18 protein-coding genes and 1 pseudogene are annotated in these 21,815 nt (G+C 63.4%); 13 read left to right on the top strand and 6 right to left on the bottom strand.

All coding sequences use genetic code 11. The annotated features are described in order from the left end of the window. Positions 1-443: pseudogene (locus ACFR99_RS14050) on the bottom strand (hypothetical protein); the annotation flags it as partial. 283 nt (positions 444-726) lie between these two features. Here ACFR99_RS14050 and glyA point away from each other — a divergent pair. Continuing rightward, entirely contained in the window at positions 727-1,974 is a 1,248-nt protein-coding gene (gene glyA / locus ACFR99_RS14045; RefSeq protein ID WP_390288398.1) for a serine hydroxymethyltransferase, read from the top strand. Between the two features lie 276 nt (positions 1,975-2,250). Continuing rightward, complete coding sequence (gene folD / locus ACFR99_RS14040) at positions 2,251-3,144, top strand: bifunctional methylenetetrahydrofolate dehydrogenase/methenyltetrahydrofolate cyclohydrolase FolD (protein ID WP_390288396.1); 894 nt, start codon at positions 2,251-2,253, stop codon at positions 3,142-3,144. Positions 3,145-3,147: 3 nt separating this feature from the next. Here the strand turns inward: folD and ACFR99_RS14035 are convergent, their stop codons facing one another. Further along, on the bottom strand, positions 3,148-3,864 hold the full coding sequence (locus tag ACFR99_RS14035; protein ID WP_390288394.1) for a DUF7117 family protein: 717 nt from the start codon (positions 3,862-3,864) through the stop codon (positions 3,148-3,150). A 512-nt stretch (positions 3,865-4,376) separates the two neighbouring features. Here ACFR99_RS14035 and ACFR99_RS14030 point away from each other — a divergent pair. The 4 genes from ACFR99_RS14030 to ACFR99_RS14015 all read left to right on the top strand — a co-directional run bounded on the left by ACFR99_RS14030 (position 4,377) and on the right by ACFR99_RS14015 (position 8,217). Further along, positions 4,377-4,523 (top strand): hypothetical protein, encoded by a 147-nt coding sequence (locus ACFR99_RS14030; protein WP_006671865.1) that lies wholly within the window; start codon positions 4,377-4,379, stop codon positions 4,521-4,523. Between the two features lie 451 nt (positions 4,524-4,974). Next, positions 4,975-5,250: a PadR family transcriptional regulator gene (locus tag ACFR99_RS14025; RefSeq protein ID WP_390288392.1), complete on the top strand. Its 276-nt coding sequence runs from the start codon at positions 4,975-4,977 to the stop codon at positions 5,248-5,250. 273 nt (positions 5,251-5,523) lie between these two features. Then, positions 5,524-6,822 carry an MgtC/SapB family protein gene (locus ACFR99_RS14020; protein ID WP_390288390.1) on the top strand — a complete coding sequence of 433 codons (1,299 nt, stop codon included), beginning with the start codon at positions 5,524-5,526 and terminating at the stop codon, positions 6,820-6,822. A gap of 39 nt (positions 6,823-6,861) precedes the next feature. Continuing rightward, positions 6,862-8,217 (top strand): aminotransferase class III-fold pyridoxal phosphate-dependent enzyme, encoded by a 1,356-nt coding sequence (locus ACFR99_RS14015; protein WP_390288388.1) that lies wholly within the window; start codon positions 6,862-6,864, stop codon positions 8,215-8,217. A gap of 38 nt (positions 8,218-8,255) precedes the next feature. On the opposite strand, the gene ACFR99_RS14010 is transcribed toward ACFR99_RS14015, so the two are convergent. From ACFR99_RS14010 to purD, 4 genes are all read right to left on the bottom strand, one after another. Further along, positions 8,256-10,511: a cation:proton antiporter domain-containing protein gene (locus ACFR99_RS14010; RefSeq protein ID WP_390288386.1), complete on the bottom strand. Its 2,256-nt coding sequence runs from the start codon at positions 10,509-10,511 to the stop codon at positions 8,256-8,258. A gap of 196 nt (positions 10,512-10,707) precedes the next feature. Beyond that, on the bottom strand, positions 10,708-11,484 hold the full coding sequence (locus tag ACFR99_RS14005) for a CPBP family glutamic-type intramembrane protease (protein ID WP_390288384.1): 777 nt from the start codon (positions 11,482-11,484) through the stop codon (positions 10,708-10,710). An 18-nt stretch (positions 11,485-11,502) separates the two neighbouring features. Beyond that, on the bottom strand, positions 11,503-11,631 hold the full coding sequence (locus ACFR99_RS14000) for a hypothetical protein (RefSeq protein WP_390288382.1): 129 nt from the start codon (positions 11,629-11,631) through the stop codon (positions 11,503-11,505). Between the two features lie 89 nt (positions 11,632-11,720). Beyond that, positions 11,721-13,013 (bottom strand): phosphoribosylamine--glycine ligase, encoded by a 1,293-nt coding sequence (gene purD / locus ACFR99_RS13995; protein WP_390288380.1) that lies wholly within the window; start codon positions 13,011-13,013, stop codon positions 11,721-11,723. A 188-nt stretch (positions 13,014-13,201) separates the two neighbouring features. On the opposite strand from purD, the gene ACFR99_RS13990 reads away from it, so the two are divergent. The 7 genes from ACFR99_RS13990 (at position 13,202) to acnA (ending at position 21,792) form a co-directional block, all read left to right on the top strand. Then, positions 13,202-14,047 (top strand): hypothetical protein, encoded by an 846-nt coding sequence (locus tag ACFR99_RS13990; protein WP_390288378.1) that lies wholly within the window; start codon positions 13,202-13,204, stop codon positions 14,045-14,047. A gap of 62 nt (positions 14,048-14,109) precedes the next feature. Further along, positions 14,110-15,126 (top strand): thymidylate synthase, encoded by a 1,017-nt coding sequence (gene thyA / locus ACFR99_RS13985; protein ID WP_390288376.1) that lies wholly within the window; start codon positions 14,110-14,112, stop codon positions 15,124-15,126. After that, entirely contained in the window at positions 15,123-15,668 is a 546-nt protein-coding gene (locus ACFR99_RS13980; protein ID WP_390288374.1) for a dihydrofolate reductase, read from the top strand. Before thyA ends, ACFR99_RS13980 begins: the two co-directional genes overlap by 4 nt. 471 nt (positions 15,669-16,139) lie before the next feature. Beyond that, positions 16,140-16,583: a calcium-binding protein gene (locus ACFR99_RS13975; protein ID WP_390288372.1), complete on the top strand. Its 444-nt coding sequence runs from the start codon at positions 16,140-16,142 to the stop codon at positions 16,581-16,583. 507 nt (positions 16,584-17,090) lie between these two features. Beyond that, positions 17,091-17,513 (top strand): calcium-binding protein, encoded by a 423-nt coding sequence (locus ACFR99_RS13970; protein ID WP_390288370.1) that lies wholly within the window; start codon positions 17,091-17,093, stop codon positions 17,511-17,513. Positions 17,514-18,164: 651 nt separating this feature from the next. Next, complete coding sequence (locus ACFR99_RS13965; protein WP_390288368.1) at positions 18,165-18,752, top strand: twin-arginine translocation signal domain-containing protein; 588 nt, start codon at positions 18,165-18,167, stop codon at positions 18,750-18,752. Between the two features lie 304 nt (positions 18,753-19,056). Beyond that, entirely contained in the window at positions 19,057-21,792 is a 2,736-nt protein-coding gene (gene acnA / locus ACFR99_RS13960) for an aconitate hydratase AcnA (RefSeq protein ID WP_390288366.1), read from the top strand. The last annotated feature ends 23 nt before the right edge of the window (positions 21,793-21,815 follow it).

Here is a 21,815-nt window from a genome sequence, read left to right as displayed (position 1 = left end):
GCCGACGGGCGGTCGGGGACGGTAATCGTTCCGGCGGGGAACTCGTGTCGACACCGAAGACCGAGGACGACGCGCGTTCGCGTCGGAAAGGAAACGACGACTTCCTCGTAATCAGCCGTCCGTTTGATCGTCGCCGCGCCGGAAAACCGGAGGTAGGACTTGATCTCGGTATCGACGTCGACGACGTACTCGCCGGGCGGCAGTGACAGGGGTTCGCCGCCGGGATCGAGTTCGCGGTGGTCATCGGAACGTAGTGAGAACGCATACACGACCGCGTGCGGGAAACGGAGCTCAGTAGTCCTCACGGCGACTGTCCCGTCAACGGGACGCGGGATGTCGGCCCTAGCGCTATCGACGACGCTATCAGCCCCCTCGACCGTCAACTCGGCGTTATCAGCGTCGGTGACGTGGAGGACGTCGCCGTCTACCTCCCACCCAATCATTTGGTTAGCTGAATGTCACTCGGATAAGTTAGTTGTATCGGGTTGTTATGAGTATATAAGTCCGTCAGCGGGACCGGTCCACACGTCGACCAGACTCGAACGCCCGTCGCCGTCTGCGTCTCAGCGGGGCCGACGACGATCCGTGCGCCCCACTCGAGTGGCGATGGCTGTCGCCGACAACCGGAGCCGACGGACAGGCCTCGTCGTGATGTCACCGACCCGGTAGTGGCGCAACTTGCCCCGGAAGGGTACACTTATACAGCCGCCAGACCGCAATTCGGATATGGACCACGACAAGGTACGGGACGTCGATCCCGCCGTCGCCGACGCCCTCGAGGGCGAGGTACAGCGCCAGCGAGAGACGTTGCAGATGATCGCCAGCGAGAACCACGTCAGCGAGGCCGTCCTCGACGCGCAGGGAAGCGCCCTGACGAACAAATACGCCGAGGGGTACCCCGGCGAGCGCTACTACGGCGGCTGTGAGTACGCCGACGAGGTCGAACAGCTCGCGATCGACCGCGCGACGGAGCTGTTCGGTGCAGAACACGTCAACGTCCAACCCCACTCGGGCACGCAGGCCAACCAGGCCGTCTACTTCGCGATGCTCGAGCCCGGCGACAAGATCCTCTCGCTGGACCTGACCCACGGCGGCCACCTCAGCCATGGCCACCCAGCCAACTTCACGGGCCAACTGTACGAGGTCGAGCAGTACGAGGTTGACCCCGAGACGGGCTATCTCGACTACGACGGACTCGCCGAGCACGCGGCCGAGTTCGATCCCGACATCATCGTCTCGGGATACTCCGCGTACCCGCGTGAGGTCGAGTGGGAACGGATTCAGGAGGCCGCCGACGCGGTCGACGCGCTCCACCTCGCGGATATCGCTCACATCACGGGTCTCGTCGCCGCCGGCGTCCACCCCTCGCCGGTCGGCATCGCCGACTTCGTCACTGGTAGCACGCACAAGACGATTCGCTCGGGACGGGGCGGCATCGTCATGTGCGACGAGGAGTACGCCGACGATATCGACGCTGCCGTCTTCCCCGGCGGGCAGGGCGGCCCGCTCATGCACAACGTCGCCGGCAAGGCCGTCGGCTTCAAGGAAGCCCTCGAGCCGGAATTCGAAGAATACGCTGAGCAGACGGTCGCGAACGCGAAGGCCCTCGGCGAGCGCCTCTCCGAACACGGCTTCTCGCTGGTCTCGGAGGGCACCGACAACCACCTCGTGCTCGTCGACCTCCGCGAGAGCCACCCCGATACGAGCGGCGGCGACGCCGAAGAAGCGCTCGAGGAAGCCGGCATCGTCCTCAACGGGAACACGGTACCCGGCGAGACGCGCTCGGCGTTCAACCCCAGCGGCATCCGCGCCGGCACGCCGGCGCTGACCACGCGTGGCTTCGACGAGGACGACTGCCGGACGGTCGCCGACCTGATCGCTCGCGTCGTCGACAGCCCCGAGGACGACAGCGTCCTCGAGGAGGTCCGCGACGAAGTCGCGACGCTGTGTGACGAGAACCCGCTGTACGAATAACTGATACGACTGGACAGCAGTCACGACGAAGTCGGTCGCATGCGACCGGCTTTACGTCGTTCTGTCCGGCAGTATCATGACGCATTCGTTTTCGCGGCTGCCGTCTCGCTGTCAGTACTCGCGAGCGACAGGTACTCTCTCGACGCGATCTGGCTGGCCTCCAATCGGGAGGTCTCGCGATATCCTATTCATGAACGTGTACATTCGAGCCGTCTTGAAAGAGATTATAGGCACGAATCCGGAGATTAATGAGTCTCGCGGTCGCCCACTCGAGTAATGACCGAGATCATCGACGGCAACGCGGTTGCGAGTAACATTCGAGACGATCTGACCGAGGCGATCGAGACGCTCGCCGACGCGGGTGCACGGCCGGGCCTGGCGACGGTCCTCATGGGTGACGATCCCGCGAGTCAGACCTACGTGAACATGAAACAGCGCGACTGCGAGGAGGTCGGCATCGAAAGCCACCACGTCGACGTCGCCGGCGACGCCCCGGCCGAGGAACTGTTCGATACCATCGCCGAACTCAACGACAACGACGACGTCCACGGCTACATCGTTCAGGCACCCGTTCCGGACCACGTCGACTACCGCGACGTGATCCGTCGGGTCGATCCCGCGAAGGACGTCGACGGCTTCCACCCCGAGAACGTCGGCCGACTCGTCGCCGGCGACGCTCGGTTCCGACCCTGTACACCCCACGGTGTCCAGAAGCTACTCGAGTCGGCCGGCGTCGACACCGAGGGCAAGGACGTAACGATCGTCGGTCGGTCGGATATCGTCGGCAAACCGCTTGCGAACCTGCTGATCCAGAAAGCCGATGACGGCAACGCGACCGTGACGGTCTGTCACTCCCGAACCGAAGACCTTGCAGAAAAGACGCGGCGTGCAGACATCGTCGTCGCCGCCGCCGGCGTCCCGGAACTCGTCGACGGCTCGATGATTTCGGAGGGAACGGTCGTGATCGACGTGGGCGTCAACCGCGTCGACGCGGACACCGAGAAGGGCTACGAACTCGTCGGCGACGTCGAGTTCGAGAGCGCCAAGGAGAAAGCGAGCGCGATCACGCCGGTTCCCGGCGGCGTCGGCCCGATGACGCGCGCGATGCTGCTGTACAACACTGTCAGAGCCGCGAGCCTGCAGGAAGACGTCGCTGTCGAGCTGCCTTAGTTTTCACTCGAACTCGAGGTTCGCCAGTCGCTCCTGGGCCTGCGAGAACGCCACCTCGTCGCCGCGCAGGCCGTTTGCGAGATCGCGGGTCGCCTCGATCAGCCGTTCGGCGGTCCGTGGCTCGACATCGCCGTCGAGCATCCGAACCCGCGTGACGTGTTCGCCGAGGGTCTCGAGCGCCCCCCGTTCGCTCGTCGTCAGTTCTCGGTCCTCGGCCCACGTGCGGACGTCGCGGCGGTACTCGCGGACGGCGTTTGCGTAGGCGAGTCCGCGAGCGGTGCGAAGCGATCGCGGAACGTCCTCGACAGGCGGACGCTCCCCCTGGTCGGCGTCCCGGAGCAAGGCGAGGAAGTAGAGTTCTTCGCGTTCCTCGAGGTGGATCTCGCGGGCGACGATGTCGGCGACGTGGAGCAGTTCGATCGCGGCCAGATAGGTGTCGTCGAGTTCGCGGAGGGTGCCGGCGTTGACGAACCCGCGACGGCGAACGTACTCGCGACACCGGTCGCGAGCCCGCTCAGCGAGGTCGTCGGTGTCGGCCTCGTCGATCGCGTTTCGAACGGGCGTCAGGTCGAACACGACCTGCATGTCGGTGTGTTCGGTCCGCTCGTCGACGCCGACGCTCCGGAGGCTGCCACAGGCCGGACAGCCCACACTTCCGGTCTCGTAGTACGACCAGCGGGTCCCACACGCCGTACATTCGCGCTCACCCCTGATTTTCATGGCGTTCACTACGGACGGAACACAAAAAGTCCCACCGGACCCGGCTCGAGAACGTCGTCACCGTCAGCAACGAGCCGTGAGACGCGATCGTCGGTTACAACTAATGGCCAGCACCGAACGCACGCCGATTGGGTGACTGTCACCCAACAGACTATTAACGGCTGCAACGACAGACCGCAGCGAAACACCTCGAATCGGTAGCCAGTATAGTAGCGACTGAAACGGGTTATACAGCCGATCTAGGGCTATCGTGCGATCGAGTGTGCAGTGACGGTCAGTAACAATCTATTCGATGGTCGGTCGCGACTGCCGACTCGTTGTCAGTGTGTTATTGGCTGGTGGTCTCGCCCTACAGCAATATGTGCTACTACCGCACACTGTTTCATGACAGAAATACGTATGCTTTCGGGTGTAACGGGGGTCGAGTTCGCCGGTCCTCGGAACGGCGAAACGTGAGACCGAGCACTGCCGCGTCGCGGCGTTTTTTCCGCTCTCGGCCGGTAGTGGCGAGTATGCGAGACGAAGACGAAATCCGCGAGCAGTACGAGTTCCTCAAAGAACACCTCGAGAGCGACGAGATGCGCCACGACGGCGTCGAAGAGATGTTTACTTATTACAAGCGAGCGCTCGGGTGGGTACTCGAGGAGGAACATATCTAGGAGAGCCCCGATTATCGGCCATCCCTGCGGTCTCCTGCTGTCGTTACATTTAAGTACACACAACGTAGTTTTCTACGTGACGCTTCGCTTGGAGGGCCGAAGCGTCAGCGGGGACCAATTCAGGGCGGCAAGCGATCGCGTGACACTTTTCCCGTCACGCGATCTGCTTTCCTGTTTCGAGCGTTCTACTGTCCAGTGGTGAGACTGGTTTCTACTCGAGCAAACCAAGGTCAACAGTGGCGGACAATTCAATATAATTGTGTCGAAATAAAATATCTGGACTGTAAACATGAACCACACATTATGTGAGATTCACCGATCGATTCGTCATGGACATTATGGGTCTCTCGGACTCGAAACGACACGTCTCGCTGGTAATACCCCTCTTTCAATCGAAACAACCCGATAGCCTTATTAAAATTCGACAGTAAGTGCGATTGGTACTTTCCCAATGTACGACCTGACAGGATTCCAGCGTGACTTGCTCTATGTCATCGCTGGTGAGGAGGAGCCCCACGGACTGGCTATCAAAGACGAACTCGAACAGTACTACGAGAAAGAGATCCATCACGGGCGGCTCTATCCGAACCTCGATACGCTCGTCGACAAGGGTCTCGTCGAGAAGGGCCGACGTGACCGCCGAACGAACTTCTATACGCTCACTCGCCGTGGCCGCCGCGAACTCGAGGCCCGCCGCGAGTGGGAATCGCAGTACGTCGACCTCTGACACGGGTCCACGCGTTGCCGGGTCCGTGACCGCCGCCTGGGACATTCCGTATCAGGATCGTCGATCACTGTCCAATGAGATCTCGACGGATCGCGTCATACAGACTGCTGTCAGTGGGTGCCGACGCGACCGGGAGCAGTCCGGCGGTCGCGCCGGTAACCCGTAACAGCAGACCGTATCACTGTTGACGGTGCCATCTAGCGTGGATGTCGGCGATCGGATCGCGTCACCGTCGGCGGGTTGCTTATATACGATCACGGTGAACGGTCGGGGGTGAACGAGGTCGCGCTGCAGGTCGTCGATGCGCCGCTCGAGGAGACGGTCGTGCGGATCGCACTGGCCGGCGCACTGGGGATGTTTCTCGGACTCGAACGCGAGTGGTCCCAGAAGTCCGCCGGCATTCGGACGTTCTCGCTGATCAGCCTGCTCGCTGCCGTTTTTACCGTCCTCGCCATCGAGACCGAGGCACCCATCGGCGAGGGCCTGCTGATACTCGGTGGCGTGCTCGTCATCGTCCAGGGGGTGTTGCTCGCGGTTCAGGGGCTCATGAGCGACGACGAAGCGGGACTCTCACTGACGACGTCGGTCTCGATGCTCGTCGCCTACGGCGTCGGCGCGCTGGTCGCCGTCGGCTTCATCCTCGAGGGCGTGACCGTCGCCGTGCTCTCGTCGCTGTTGCTCGTCTTGAAGCGCGAACTCCACGAGTTCGCGTGGGGGCTCTCCCACGAGGAGGTGCGCTCGACCATCGAGTTCGCCATCCTCGCGTTCGTCATCTATCCGATCCTCCCGGCGGAAACGACCGTCGAGTTCGCCGGGCTGACGCTGCCACTCGAGCCGCAGGTCATCTGGCTGATGGTCGTCGCCGTGGCGGGGATCGGGATCGCCAACTACGCGATCGTCACGACCTACGGCGGTCGCGGGATCGCGGTCACGGGCTTTTTCGGCGGGCTGGCGTCCTCGACGGCCGTCGTCGGGACGATGCTCGATCACGTCAACCAGCGGCCCGAGGCGGCCTCCTACGCCGTCGCCGCGATCTTGCTCGCGAACGCCGCGATGGCCGCACGCAATCTCGCGATCGCAGTCGGCTTTACGGCCGGCAGCGACGCCGACATCCTCGTCGAGGCGATCGTGCCGCTGGGAGCCGTCATCGTCCTCGCGTTCGTCGTCGCCGCGTTCACTGCCGACTGGAGCGAATCCGGGCCGATGGAACTCGAGAGTCCGTTCTCGCTGAAAAACGCGCTCGGGTTCGGCGTCGTCTTCCTCGGCGTGCTCGTCTTTGGCTCGCTGGCCGAGACGTGGTTCGGCACGCTCGGCTTCTACGCGACGGCCGTCGCCAGCGGCTTCGTCTCGAGTGCCGGGGCGACCACGTCGGCGGTCGTCCTCTACCGTGGCGACCAACTGGGCGGGCCGGAGGCTACGGTTGCGATCCTGCTCGCGACGGTCTCGAGCATCGTGGTCAAGGCCCTGTTAGCATCGACATCGACGAACACCGGCTTCCGGAACCGGGTCGCGGCCTACAGTGCGATCTTGCTGACCGGGGGTGCACTCGCGTCAGTGCTCGTCGTCGTTTAGGACTGCGTAACTTTACCCGTCCATGCCTAGAGGTAGCATATGGACCGCGCAACGGCCGAACCGGAGGTCGACGATCTCCCCGGTGAACGGGCACGCGAATGGGTCGACTACCATCACCGATTCGCCGCCCCGAGTACGTACGTCTACGAGTTCGTCTGGGACGTCGGTGGCGAGGCGATTGGCCCGTTCTGTACCGACGTCGATGGCAACGTCCTGCTGGATTTCACGAGCCACGTCGCCGCCGCCCCGCTCGGCTACAACAACCCCGAGATCCGCGAGCGACTCCACGATTTCGACCTCGTCGATCCGCTGAAAATTGCCGGGCAGGACTTCTACGTGAGTGGGAGCGGCCCGCCGGACGACCCCGACGTTCCCGGCCCCACCCAGCTGATGGACCGGCTGGTCGCAATGACGGATCAGTACGACATGGATCGGGTCTTCCTCTCGAACTCCGGGGCGGAAGCCGTCGAGAACGCCATCAAGATCTGCTACGCTGCCGGCGGCCACCGGGCGTTCACCTTCGACGGCGCGTTCCACGGTCGAACGCTGGGTGCACTCTCGCTCAACCGCTCGAAAGCCGTCCACCGAACCGGCTTCCCGGAAATTCCGGGCGTCGTCAGCCTCCCCTACCCCGCGACCGACGAGGCGTACGAGACCCGCTGGCGGACCGACGGCCCCGGCGGCAACGTCGTTGCCGATATGCTCCATCCCGACCGCGGCGTGGTCAACCCCGACGAAATCGCCTACCTGATTCTCGAGCCAATCCAGGGCGAAGGCGGGTATCGCGTCGCTCATCCCCAGTTCGCCCGCGACCTCGAGGCCCTCCGCGAGCGCTACGACCTCCGGGTCATCGCCGACGAGATCCAGTCGGGCCTGGGCCGGACCGGCGAACTGTGGGCCGTCGACCACCTCGAGCTCACGCCGGACGTCATCACGAGCGGAAAGGGGCTCCGGGTCGGCGCGACGATCTCGCGGTCCGACGTGTTTCCCGCCGAGCAAAGTCGCCTCTCCTCGACGTGGGGTGCTGGCGACGTCATCGCCGCCATGCAGGGTGTGCTCACGATCGACATCATCCACGATGAGGGCCTGCTCGCGAACACCCGCGAGCGGGGCAGCCAGCTTCAGGCGATCCTCGAGAACGCCGTCACCGACGGCGACGCCCCGGGCGTGATCGACGTTCGCGGTCGCGGCCTGATGATCGGCGTCGAGTTCGAAACCAAAGCGCGCCGGGACACGGTCCTCGAGGCGGCGTTCTCCCGGGGACTGTTGACGCTCGGCTGTGGGTACAAGACGCTGCGACTGTTGCCGCCACTGGACGTGACCGAACGGGAGATCGAACTCGGTGCAGGGCTGTTGCTGGAGTCGATCGACGCCACCGCGACGCAACCGACGTGACGACCGACCACGATCGGTGGCCGCCGGAGCTACCACCGTTACGCGCTGAGTACCGCGACCGGACACGACGCGTCCCGGACGACATGTTCGACCCGGTGACCGAGGAACGCCCGTTGTGAGAGCAACCGCACGTCCGATCCCATGACGATCACGTCGGCGTCGGTCCGGGCTGCCCGATCGACGATCTCTGCTTCCGGCGAAGATGCGCTCGTCACCGTCGTCAGGACCGAGGCACCGAGCCGCCTGCCGAGTGCCGCCTCTCGTTCGACGATCTGCTCGCCGATGCCCGCTTGCCTCGAGAGATCGGGTTCACCGGCGAATCGCTCGTCGAATCGTGGTCGCTCGACGACGTGGAGGATGTCGACGAGTGCGTTCTCACTGGCGGCGATCGCGAACGCGAGTTCGGCAGCGTATCGACTCGAGACTGTCCCGACGGTCGGCAGCAGTATCCGCTCGAGTGAGTCGGCGGGTGGCACCGCCGCCGACTGCGTGCTGACGATCATCGCCGGACACGGCGCTTCCTGAACGACTCGGTTGACCGTCTCGCTGAACAACGGCTCGTCGGGCGTCCGCCCGGCGCCCGTTTCACCGAGGACGAGCAGGTCGTACCCGAGCGAGCTTTCCTCGAGGATCGTCTCGGCAACGCTCTCCGCCCGTTCGCGCGCGATCCGTCTCGGTTCCCGGACGTCCTCACCAAGCTGACGCTCGACGGCGTCGAAGATCCGCTCGGCGGAGTCCGGGGCGACTGCGGTGTTCGATTCTCGAACGGTAGGTCGTAGCCACGCGGCCAGCCCACGCCTGATGCGGGTTGCAACCTCACTGATCCGTCCACCACTGCCCTCGGTCGCCTCGCTCACGCAGAGCACGTCGAGTTCGATCTCCCGGTCTCGAAGCAGCGGCCCGAGCAGTCGCGCCGCATACCGGGTATCGGCCCCGCCGCGAGTCGGCAGCAGGACTCGCGTGAGATTCTCGACGAAACTCTCCTGGCGGTACGCTTCCCGTTCGATTCGGTCGCGCTCGTCGGCGCTCACCTCGATCTTCGGGATCGACCACCGCATGATCGCGGGTGCCATCAGCGAGGTGACGATGGCGATGGCGACGATGATGCTGTACATTTCGATCGTCAAGATGCCGGCACCGAGCCCGATGGTCGCGACGATGATCTCCATTGCTCCGCGTGCGTTCATCCCGCCGCCGATCGTGATTCCCTCCCATCGCGAGAGGCCGGCGAACGGCGTCACGCCCATGATCCCGGCGAACTTCCCGAAACAAGCGACGCCGAAGACGACGACGCCGACACCGAAGACCGTCGGGTCGGCCAACGCAACAATATCCATCCGAAGTCCCGCGATCGCGAAGAAAACCGGCGCGAAGATCGACAGCGTGACGACCTCGAACATGTGCCGGAGCTCGTAATCGAACCGTTTCACCTGCCCGACCAGGACGCCGACGACGAACGCGCCGAGGATCGCCTCGAGACCCATGTACTGTGTGATCGCCCCCGCCGCGAGCGCCAGCAGCATCAGCGTCGACAGCAATGCTGCGTCGCTTCCGAAGGCGTTGTCGACCCAGCGAACGAGGTCGACCGTGAACCGCCGGCCAATCGTGAACGCGACACCGAGGAAGGCGACCACCGAGAGGATCGTCGCGACGGCCGAACCGACGTTGAACACGCCAGTGCGGGCCAATCCGGCGACCGTGGCCAGCAGGATCCAGCCGATCGTATCGTCGACCATGCCCGCTGCGAGGATCAACTGTCCGATGTCGCGGCGAACGACATCGAGTTCGATGAGGACCTTGGCGATGACGGGAATCGCGGAGATACTCATCGCGGTGGCGAGAAACAGACTGAAGACGAGTCGCTGTCCAGGGGCCGCGATGAACGCCGCCGGGAGCACCCAGCCCAGTGCAAACCCCGTTGCGAACGGGACGACGATCCCACCGAGCGAGAGAACGACCGCCGTCCGTCCTTTGTTGATAATGAGGTCGATATCCGTCTCGAGGCCGGTGACGATCAACAGCATGATCAGCCCGAGCCACGAGATTACCTCGAGCAGATGGAACTGCGCTTCGGATACCAGAAACAGCCACTCGTAAACACTGGGGGCGACCAGTCCGAGCACTGACGGCCCGAGCATGACCCCCGCGAGGAGTTCGCCGACGACCGCCGGTTGTCCAATCGATCTGAACGCCTCGCCGAGCGTCCGTGCGACGAAAAGCAACGCCGTAAACTGGACGATGACGAGCAGTAGCTCGTGGTGACCGAGCGGCTCGATAATCTCTGCCGAGGTCATATCTATAGGGAGAGAACGCTAACCTGGGGCTCTGTCATACGCTGCGCCCCTCAGGCACTTCGTTCCACTGGGTTGACACTCTTCGTGATCTTCATCGGATGTATGGTCAGAAACCAAGCCGTTCCGAGGGCGCGAAACACCAGTCGAGTGATGTACGAGGATCCGTTCGCCACCGGTGTCAACGTGTTCCACTCACTCAAATCAGGCGAGCCAGCAACGGCCGCCAGTGATCGTCACGACGGCGAGTCCGGCTTACGGCGGGTCCGACACAGGGACAGGACACGGTCGTCCCCGGCCACGAAGCGACTCCGGGCCCCAGCCGACGACCAGCACGATCGCCACGAGAGCAGTCCCGAGGTGGACGGCCGGGTACAACTCGGGGCTGAACCCGATCGTCTCGCCAGTCAGGTTGCCCACGAAGTGCAGTCCGATCACGGCGAGGACGCTTCGCTGTGTGTTGTTGTAGGACCCACGTGGCGATGACGGCGGTGAGCACGATGCTCGGGAGCCACCACCACAGCGCCGGATCGAACGTCGTTCCCTCGTAGTAGCCGGCCATATAGACGAGTGGCACGTGCCACGACGCCCACACGACGCCGAGGATCAGACTCGCCACCAGCGCGCTCCAGCGCGCCTGCAACTGATCGAACCAGTAGCCACGGAGGCCGATCTCTTCGATCGTCGGGAACACGAGCGCGACGGCGACCAACAGGAGCAGTGCCGTCGGATCGAGCAGGCGGTCGGCCGTGATGACCTCGAGCGGTGCCGACGTGTATCCGGTCGCGAGCGCGACGCCGGCGGCGAGCAGATTGAACGCCGGATAGAAGAGGACGATGACCAGCCACCAGCGGGGCTCGATGCGGTTGCGATCGGTCAGCCGTCGCCGGAGATCGGCGAGGCCCGCACGGCCGTCCTCAACCCACAGTAACCACAGCCCCGCGAGCAGTGGACTGAACCCACCGACGAGGAACAACCCGACGTTCGGAACCGTTCAGGCGACGATCGGAAGCCAGAACAGGTACGCCCAGCCCAGATAGAGCGTCGGGAAGGCCCACGGCTGCGAGCGCTCGAGCACTCGCTGTACTCGTGCCCGGACCGTCGATCCTGACTCGGAAGACATACTGGTTGTATGTCTCGCAGAATTGGTGAAAACGGACGCTGGGTCTCACGGACTAGGAACAGCGACCGGAAGAACGCAGTCTGCGGCCGTTACTCGCCGCGGAGTTCGTTCATGTGGTCGATCCGGCGCTGGACGAGGTCGGCTTTCCCGATGTCGTGGCGCATGTGTAGTCCCTCGTCGCCGGCGACCGCGAGCGCGTCTTCGGCGATCTCCTCGGCCTCGCTGATCGAGTCGGCGACGCCGACGACGGCGAACGACCGGGAGGTCGTCGTGTAGATGCCGTCGTCGCGCTCGTCGACGCTGGCGTAGTACAGCAGAGCATCGCCTGCGCTCTCCTCGTCGACCTGCACCTTCGCACCCGCCTCGGGGTCCGTCGGGTAGCCCTCCGGCACGGCGTACTTACAGACCGTTGCCTGATCGGCAAACTCGAGTTCGGGCGGGGCCTCGCCGTCCCGTGCCGCAGTGAGCACGTCGAGGAAGTCCGTCTCGAGGACGGGCAGCGTGTTCATCGCCTCGGGGTCGCCGAAGCGGGCGTTGAACTCGATGACACGGGGACCGGTCTCGGTCAGCATAAACTGACCGTAGAGGATGCCGCGGTAATCCTCGAGGGCATCGACGGTAGCCTCGATGATCGAGACGGCCTCCTCGTAGTCCTCGTCGGTCATGAACGGGAGCTCGTTTGTCGCAGCGGAGTAGCTCCCCATGCCGCCCGTGTTGGGCCCTTCGTCGCCCTCGTAGGCGCGTTTGTGATCCTGCACTGCGGGTGCGGTTTCGAACGCGCCGTTAGCGACGAAGGCCTGGATCGTCACTTCCTCGCCGATCAGCCGTTCCTCGAGGACGATCCGGTCGTAGTCGGACTCGCGGATGTATTCCTTGCCCTCCTCGGGCGTGACCTGATCGCCGATGACCTTGACGCCCTTGCCGCCAGTGAGGCCGGCGGGTTTGATCGCCAGATCGCCGTCGTACTCGTCGATGAACTCGCAGGCAGCGTCCATGTCGTCGAACGTCTCGAAGTCCGGACAGCCCGGGATGTCGTTGTCGGCCATGAACCGGCGCTGGAAGGCCTTGTCCGTCTCGATGCGGGCGTCGGCTTCCTTCGGCCCGAACGCGTAGATGCCCGCGTCCTCGAGTGCGTCCGTAACGCCGGCCTCGAGGGGCGCTTCGGGACCGATAACGGCCAACGTCGCGTCGATCGACTCGGCGTAGTCGACGACGGCGTCGGGATCGGTCGTCTCGAGCGTTTCGAACCCGGTTGCGATGCGGGCGATGCCGGGGTTTTTGTTGCCGGCACAGGCATAGAGGTCGGCCTCGCTATCCTCGAGCGCGCGGGCGATGGCGTGCTCGCGACCGCCACCCCCGATCAACAGGACGTTCTCTCGCATGGTCGATAGCGGAACGCACGAACCTGTAAGCGTTGCTCTTTGTGCGAGCCGGAGGTATGCACGATCGTGCCCTATACTGGGCTCAGTGAGCCGGCTACCACCCGTCGCGTTCCTGTCTCGGCAGTGGAAACTGCCGGGCGTGTCGAACGAACGACAAAACATTTGGTAGGATAGTTGAACGTAGGTGTATGAACCGCCGCCCGTTCCTCCAGACGCTCGCGACCGGTGGTGTTCTCGCGTCTGCCGGCTGTGTCGACTCGCTCCCGATCGCTCGTACTGGTCCGGACGCGTCCGAAGTCTTCGAGAACGACTGGTATGACGAGACGGACCTCGTCGTCCAGTTCCGCGACGACATCGACGTACAGCAGGTCTCGCTCTTCGACCCGTCTACCGACGAGATGTACGAGACGATCGAACAGCCGAGCAATCCCGTCAGGTTCCCCGTGGTGTTCCCGGATCGACTAGAAACGTATGTTTCAGACTCGCTTCGCGTCGAGGCCGGAACATCGGAGGGGGTAGTCGACAAACGAGTCTGGGGGCCAGTCCACGCGGCCACGAGTTCCGTCGAACCGCTTCGAGACGGCCGTGCACGGTTCGACATCGAGAACCAGGCCACTGCACCGTTGCTCGTCCGGTTCGTCGGCATCTACGGCGACGTTCCGAACCCGACCATCGATCCACAACGCGACTCGTTCGATCGGTCTGCGTTTGATTTTGCCCCTGGTGTCGTCGGGATCGGTGACAACCGGCCGCTCTCTCCCTCGAGAACGGATCTCGTCGTCCCGCCGGCAGAAACCAAGTCGTTCGAGACGACGTACGCGCCGTTTGCGTTTCCCGAGGGCGCGGGCAGCGACGACTGTGCCGGCGACAAGCGAACCGGCACGATCGCGGTCGTCCACGCCTCCGGCGGCAGTGCCGCGTATTCGTTCACGTACCGTCTCGAGGGCGAGCCGACACCGCTCGAGGGACAAGAGCCGGCAGCCGTCTGTGACGGGCCGAGGTCGGATGGAAGTCGTGAGGGGATCAATCAGTGACGCTGACACTCTGAAAGCAGAGATGAAACGCGTTTTAATCGGGGACTTCCAATAGCGCGACAATGCAACAGTACCTCGAGCTAGTTGATACGGTCCTCTCCGAGGGCACCTACAAGCCCAATCGGACCGGCGTCGACACGATTTCGTCGTTCAGCGAGCACTACGAGGTCGACCTAGGGGAGGGGTATCCCCTGCTGACGACCAAGGAGATGGACGGCTACCGCTGGAACTCGATGCTCCACGAGGTCTGCTGGTATCTCTCCGGCGAGGAACACATTCGAGATCTCCGCGAGGAGACCAAGATCTGGGACGCCTGGGCCGATGACGAGGGCCGACTCGACACCGCGTACGGCCGCTTCTGGCGACGATATCCGGTCCCCGAGGACGACGCCCAACTCGAGGGCGAGACCTGGCCCGACGCGGCCCACCGGTGGGTCACCGAGGAAGCCGACGGCCGACGGACGTTCGATCAACTCCAGTACGTGATCGATACGCTCGCCGAGTCGCCGAACTCCCGGCGGCTCGTGGTCAACGCGTGGCATCCCGCGAACGCGGCCGTCTCGACGCTCCCACCCTGTCACTACTCCTTTGTCTTCAACGTCCAGGGGGACCAGCTAAACTGCCATCTCACCCAGCGGTCGGGCGATACCGCGCTCGGCATCCCCTTCAATATCGCGGCCTACTCGCTGCTGACCAAAGTGATTGCACAGCAGACCGGCTTCGAACCCGGAACTTTTGCTCACACCGTTGTCGACGCCCACGTCTACTGCGGGCGCGGCGCGCGCGGGGAGTGGTACGCCGACAACCTCGAGACGCTCCAATCGAAGCTGGCGGCAGTCGACGACCGCGAGGAGTATCACGAGGTCCGCGAGTGGCTCGAGTCCGAAGCCCCACCCGAAGCCGACGGTGACGAACGCCTCGATCACGTCCCTGGGCTGCTCGAGCAACTCTCGCGGGAGCCACTCGAGCGGCCGACGCTCGAGGTCGCGGACGTCTCGATCGACGACCTCGCCTACGAGGACGTCGAGCTTCGAAACTACGAGTCACACGACGGGATCGAATTTTCGGTGGCCGAATGAGCGACGGAGACGCATCCACGTCGGCACTTGAGACCGACCGCGAACTCGTCGCGATCGTCGCGGTCGCCGACAACGGCGTCATCGGCAACGACGGCGACATGCCCTGGCACATCCCTGCCGACCTAAAACACTTCAAAGAGACGACGATGGACCATCCGGTTATCATGGGTCGTGTGACCTACGAGGGGATCCTCGAGACGCTGGGCGAGCCGCTACCCGGCCGGACGACGATCGTCCTGACGAGCCGGGACCTCGAGACGCCCGACAACACCGTCGTCGCACACGATCTCGAAGACGCGCTCGCAAAAGCCGAAATCGCGGCCCGCGAGCGCCACGACGGGGTCGATCGCGTGTTCGTCGCCGGCGGCGCGACGATCTACGAGCAGTTCCTGCCGGCGGTCGATCGGCTGATCATCACTGAGGTTCACGACGAACCGGACGGCGACACGTACTTCCCGGAGTGGGACCGGAAGTCGTTTCGGGAGGTCTCGCGCGACGAACACGACGGGTTCGCGTTCGTCGAGTATACCCGCCGCGAGTGACGTGACGGTCGGCGGTCACAACTGCCCCAGTTCGGGGCTTCCGTCAGGATTGCAGACGATTACGAACCGTGATCCGTTCGTCGTATCAGTTGCCCGATTGCCGTCCGCGTGTGCGCGTTTCGATTATTGAATCGTGTCTTTGCCGAAGCAAAACTCCGCCGTGAGCCGTCACTGCACCTGAACCGTATCCATTCAGCGATGATCGTCGTGACCGTGTCAGATTGAACGCTCTGCGCGCAACCAACCCGATTAACACGACAAAACACTGTCCAGGCCCCGTTCAGAGCGAGACCCGTTCGTCGATGCGGGACATCACGCACCGGATAGTCGACCGCCGAATCCGCCCGATTCGGGCCTCGAGAGGACTGTTCTTCGAGTACAGGTCGTCTTAGACGGTGAAACAATGGGGCTGGCTTATGTGAAGATTGGGTCAAGGGCCGACCACCCCGGACAGGGGATCCGGTGAGAGACATGACAGATAAGGATACAATGATGGCGGACGACTCGAGACGCTCGGTTACGAAAGGGGCACTCACCACGACGGCGCTCGCCCTCGGCGCAGGCGCGACGGCGGGAACCGCCACCGCGCAGGACGACGATGATGACGACGATGAAGATCAGGTAGTCGTGTTCGAAGACGACTACCGGCCTGATGTCGACTTCGAGGTCATCTCGTCGCTGGAAACAGCAAAGAAAGAGGACCTGATCGACGACTCCGGTTCGGCGGACGACGTGTTCGACGACCCGGATGACTGGGACGCCTACATCATCAATTTCGATCTGGGTGAGGACGCTCCGATATGGGGCATCCTGTTTACGGAGGACATTGACCTCAGCCCCGGCGACAGCGAGACGATGGGCGACGACGGGGCATTCCGTGACGCCCGATTGAACATGGTCGAGGTCGGGCTGTGATCACGAACTGAATCCCCACCAGAGTTTTTCTTTCCATTCCGTGCGCTGTCTTGAACGCCTGATACGGTCCGCTATACCGATGTCCCGGCGCACCCCCAGGGCGGGTCGCAAGTGCGTCGGCACTCACTGAGAGGAGTCCGTATGACGCGTCGACGGTCGCAACTGTTCGAACGGAACCGTTGTCGGAGTAAAACGCCCTGTGGGCCGGCACTCCCCGGAATTACGTCCGCTCCAGTGGCGTCGTAAACGTGGCAGATTACTATCGGTCTCCGCTACCGAACTCGTGTAACGGGCACAACGCACTATTTGAGCGGTATTCCGATCGATACGCGATCGTCAGCGTCGGTCATCGATCAGCGGAGTGTCGACCGCTGAATCCGTATCATCTGCGTCCTAATAGGGCTATTCTTCGAGTACAGATCCTCTTAGCCGCTGAAACAATGAGACTCACTTATGCGAAATGGAGTCAAGAATCGTCTACCCCGAGCGGGGGGGCAAGTGAGAAATATGTCAAAGGAAACCAAAGACCGATCGGACCCGAGACACCCGGTCGTCAAGAAAGGGGCGCTCGCAACGACGGGGGTCGCCCTCGGCGCAGTCGCGACGGCAGGGACCGCCGCCGCCCAGAACGACGAGGACGTGATCGTGCTCGAAGCCGACTACCGGCCCGACGTCGACTTCGATGTCGTGGCTGAGCTGGAAACGAGAACACTGGAAGACCTGATCGAGGACTCCGGGGCGGACGACGTGTTCGACGACCCGGACGACTGGGACGCGTTCATCGTCGATTTCGATCTGGGTGTGGAGGCCCCGTCGTGGGGCATCCTGTTTACGGAGGATGCCGACCTCAGCGCCGGCGATAGCGAGACGCTAGGTGAAGACGGCGCGTTCCGCCGGTCCCGACTCGGCCTGGTCGAGGTCGAACTGTGACCACCGACTGACACCGTTCTTTTTGCTCCCTCGAGACCTGCGTTCGCCTGGGACGACAGTGCGCCTCCCTTCATGTCGATCCGAACGACAGTTGATATCGATTCGACCGATCCGGTGACGCTTGTGAGTCCGTCAGATGGACCCGTGACGACGACAGGTCGTCGGTCGCGATCCCTCGAGAATATCTTCTTGGGCCGCCGTCCAAAACAGCAGTCAGTCATCGGGTATGATCGGTTTTCCGTGTTGATTTTCCGAGTGAGAGTCCGAGGAAAGCATTTGTTTTGCTATATGAGGGGTTCAGAACTCCGTCGTTATCGTCCCACCATCCGGTGAGATACCGTCTTCAGCCTCCGAAATACCGTCTTTTCGCGGGATACGTAGTGTAATCGAGTCAGAACTCTATCGACACCAACCTACCAGATGAGGTACCAAACCGAAGCACAAGGTCTGAAGTCCGTTTCGGTCGATAAACAACCATTGTTGACACCTCCACTCCGACGTCCCTCAAAGTGACGAAATACGGATATAGGGGCGCTCAAGCGTCCGTTTCTGTGGCTTCAGTTCGTCTTAGACGCTGAAACAATGGGACCGACTTATGCGAAAATTGGGTCAAGAACTGTTCACCCCGAACAGGGGACTTAGGTGAGAGACATGACAGAGGACAATAGCGGACTATTCGACGACTCGAGACGCTCGTTTATGAAGAAAGGTGCGGTCGCCACGACGGCGCTCGCCCTCGGCGCAGGCGCGACCGGAACTGCCACCGCCCAAGCGGACGGCTCGGTGCTCGTGTACGGAGACGACTACAAGCCCGGTCAGGACTTCACGGTCATCTCGGCGCTGAACACGCAAACGAAAGAGGATCTACTCGCGGAGTCCGGGTCGGAAGACGACGTGTTCGACGATCCGGACGACTGGGACGCCTACATCATCAGTTACGATCTGGGCGTGGACGCTCCGACGTGGGGCTTCCTGTTCACGGAAGAGGTCAGCCTCAGTGCCGGTGACAGCGAGACGATGGGCGACGACGGAGAGTTCCGCGACTCCCAGCTGGACCTGATCGAGGTTACCCCCGGTGCGACCGGCAACGGCGGTGACACCGAGAACGGTAACGGTGACGGCGAAGACGGAGACATGGAAGACGGCGACGGTGCCATGGAAGACGGCAACGGTGGTGCTGGCGGCAACGAGAGTGAAGACGGAGCCGGCGGCGGTGGCGGCGGTGGTGGCGGCAACTAACGCTGCCGCCAATCTGGTACCTGACGCAACACGCCGATCAGTTTTTTACCGGGTGACCGACCACGCCGACGCTCGAGAGTCGATCGACCAGTGAGAGCTATCAGTTAACGCTGACCCGGCTTAATAGTCGTCCGTCTGATTAGAAAGTTGTCAACGTGCGGAGAGACTGGCGTGTCGATCTCTCGCAGGTCGACTCTCTCTCCCGGTTCGTGCCACTAGATCACATGCTGAGACGTGGAGGGTATATAATGGTTCTTCAGACAATTCTCGGGGGATTGAAAACCCCCCGGTTCGAAGACGGCGTATGGCAATCGACCAGTTCTCGGACGCCATCCGGGAATTCGAACACGACGGAGAAACGTACAAGATGGCAGACCTCACGGTGCTCGAGGAACAGGGCCTCTGTGACCTCGATAAGATGCCCGTGAGCATCCGCATCCTGCTCGAGTCGGTGCTACGCAACGCCGACGGCGAGACGATCGACGCCGACGCCGTCCGCGCGGCGGCCTCGTGGGAACCCGACGTGCCGGACGCCGAGGTTCCGTTTACGGTCTCGCGTGTCGTCCTGCAGGATCTGACGGGCGTGCCGGCAGTCGTCGACCTTGCGGCACTGCGTTCGGCTGCCGACCGCAAGGGCGTCGACCCGACGGTCGTCGAGCCCGAAGTCCCCTGTGACCTCGTGATCGACCACAGCGTGCAGGTCGACCACTTCGGCAGCGAGGACGCCTACGAGAAGAACGTCGAGATCGAGTACGAGCGCAACGAGGAGCGCTACCGCGCGATCAAGTGGGCCCAGCAGGCGTTCGACGAGTTCAACGTCGTCCCGCCGGGAACGGGGATCGTCCACCAGGTCAACCTGGAACACCTCGGTCGCGTCGTCCACGAGCGCGAAGTCGACGGCGAGCAGTGGCTCGTCCCCGACACGCTCGTCGGCACTGACAGCCACACCCCGATGATCGGCGGCATCGGTGCCGTCGGCTGGGGTGTCGGTGGTATCGAGGCCGAGGCCGCGCTGCTCGGCCAGCCGATCAACATGAGCCTGCCGGAAGTCGTCGGTGTCCGCCTCTCGGGCGAACTCCCCGACGGTGCGACCGCGACCGACCTCGTGCTTCACATCACCGAGAAACTCCGCCAGGTCGGCGTCGTCGACAAGTTCGTCGAGTTCTTCGGTCCCGGCGTCTCCGAGCTCTCGGTCGCCGACCGCGCGACCATCTCGAACATGGCCCCCGAGCAGGGCTCGACCATCAGCATGTTCCCCGTCGACGAGAAGACCCTCGAGTACCTCGAGCTGACGGGTCGCGACCCCGACCACATCGAACTCGTCAAAGAGTACCTCGAGGCACAGGGCCTCTTCGGCGAGCAGGACCCCGAGTTCACCGAGGTCGTCGACTTCGATCTCGGCGAGGTCGAACCCAGCCTCGCGGGCCACAAGAAGCCCCACGCCCGCATCCCGATGGGCAATCTCGACGAGCACTTCCCGACGCTGCTCGAGGAAGAGGGCGTCATTCCCTCGGGTGCCGCCGAGAGCGACGGCGGCCTCGTCGCCGAACAGACGCCCGGCCTCGACGAGAAGGTCCCCGTCGAACTCGAGGACGGCACCGAAGTCGAGATCGGCCACGGCGACATCCTCGTCAGCGCGATCACGTCCTGTACGAACACCTCGAACCCGTCCGTGATGGTCGCGGCCGGCCTGCTCGCACGCAACGCTGCAGAGCAGGGCCTCGAGGTGCCCGAGTACGTCAAGACCAGCCTCGCGCCCGGGAGCCGTGTCGTCACGGAGTACCTGAAGCGTGCGGACCTGCTCGACGATCTCGAGGAACTCGGCTACCACGTCGTCGGCTACGGCTGTACGACGTGTATCGGCAACGCCGGTCCGCTGCCGGAGCCGGTCGAGGAAGCCATCGACGAGCACGACCTCTGGACGACGAGCGTCCTCTCTGGCAACCGTAACTTCGAGGCTCGTATCCACCCGAAGATCAAGGCCAACTACCTCGCCAGCCCGCCGCTGGTCGTCGCCTACGGCCTCGCAGGTCGGATGGACATCGACCTCGAGGAGGAGCCGATCGGCACCAACGACGAGGGCGAGCCCGTTTTCCTCGAGGACATCTGGCCGGACACCGAGGAAGTCCGCCAGACGATCCACGAGAGCGTCTCCCCCGAGATGTTCGAGGAGAAGTACTCGAGCATCTACGAGGGCGACGAACGCTGGGAGGCCCTCGACGCGCCAACCGGCGAGGTCTACGACTGGGACCCAGAGTCGACGTACATCCGCGAGCCGCCGTTCTTCCAGGACTTCCCGCTCGAGGAGCCCGGCGTCGACAACGTCGAGGACGCCCGTGCGCTGCTGACGCTCGGTGACACCGTCACGACCGACCACATCAGCCCCGCCGGGCCGTTCGGCGAGGACCTGCCCGCCGGCCAGTGGCTCAAAGAGCGCGGCGTCGAACCCTACGAGTTCAACACCTACGGTTCCCGTCGTGGCAACCACGAAGTCATGATGCGTGGCACCTTCGCGAACGTCCGCATCAAAAACGAACTGCTCGACGGCAAGGAAGGTGGCTACACCATCCACCACCCGACCGGCGAGGAGACCACCGTCTTCGAAGCCTCCGAGCGCTACCGCGAGGAGGACACGCCGCTGATCGTCATGGCCGGCGAGGAGCTCGGGACCGGCTCGAGCCGCGACTGGGCCGCGAAGGGGACCGACCTGCTCGGGATCCGCGCGACCATCGGCAAGAGCTACGAGCGCATCTACCGTGACAATCTCATCGGCATGGGCGTCCTGCCCCTGCAGTTCAAAGACGGCGAGGGCTGGGAGGAACTCGGCCTCGAGGGCGACGAGTACTTCCAGATCGAAGGTCTCGAGGACGGCCTCGAGCCCAACGCCGAGCTGACCGTGACCGCTGAGGACGACGACGGAAACGTCACCGAGTTCGAGGTCACCGCACAGGTCGACACGCCGATGGCGGTCGAGTACGTCGAGAACGGCGGCGTTCTCCACCTCGTGCTCCGTCGCCTGCTCAACGAAGAGCTGCAGTAACGGACACGAACCCACGTCTCATA

The organism is Haloarchaeobius amylolyticus, assembly GCF_042678045.1.
In the GTDB taxonomy this organism is placed as follows: domain Archaea; phylum Halobacteriota; class Halobacteria; order Halobacteriales; family Natrialbaceae; genus Natrinema; species Natrinema amylolyticus_A.
This window is presented reverse-complemented; position numbering and strand designations above follow the sequence as displayed.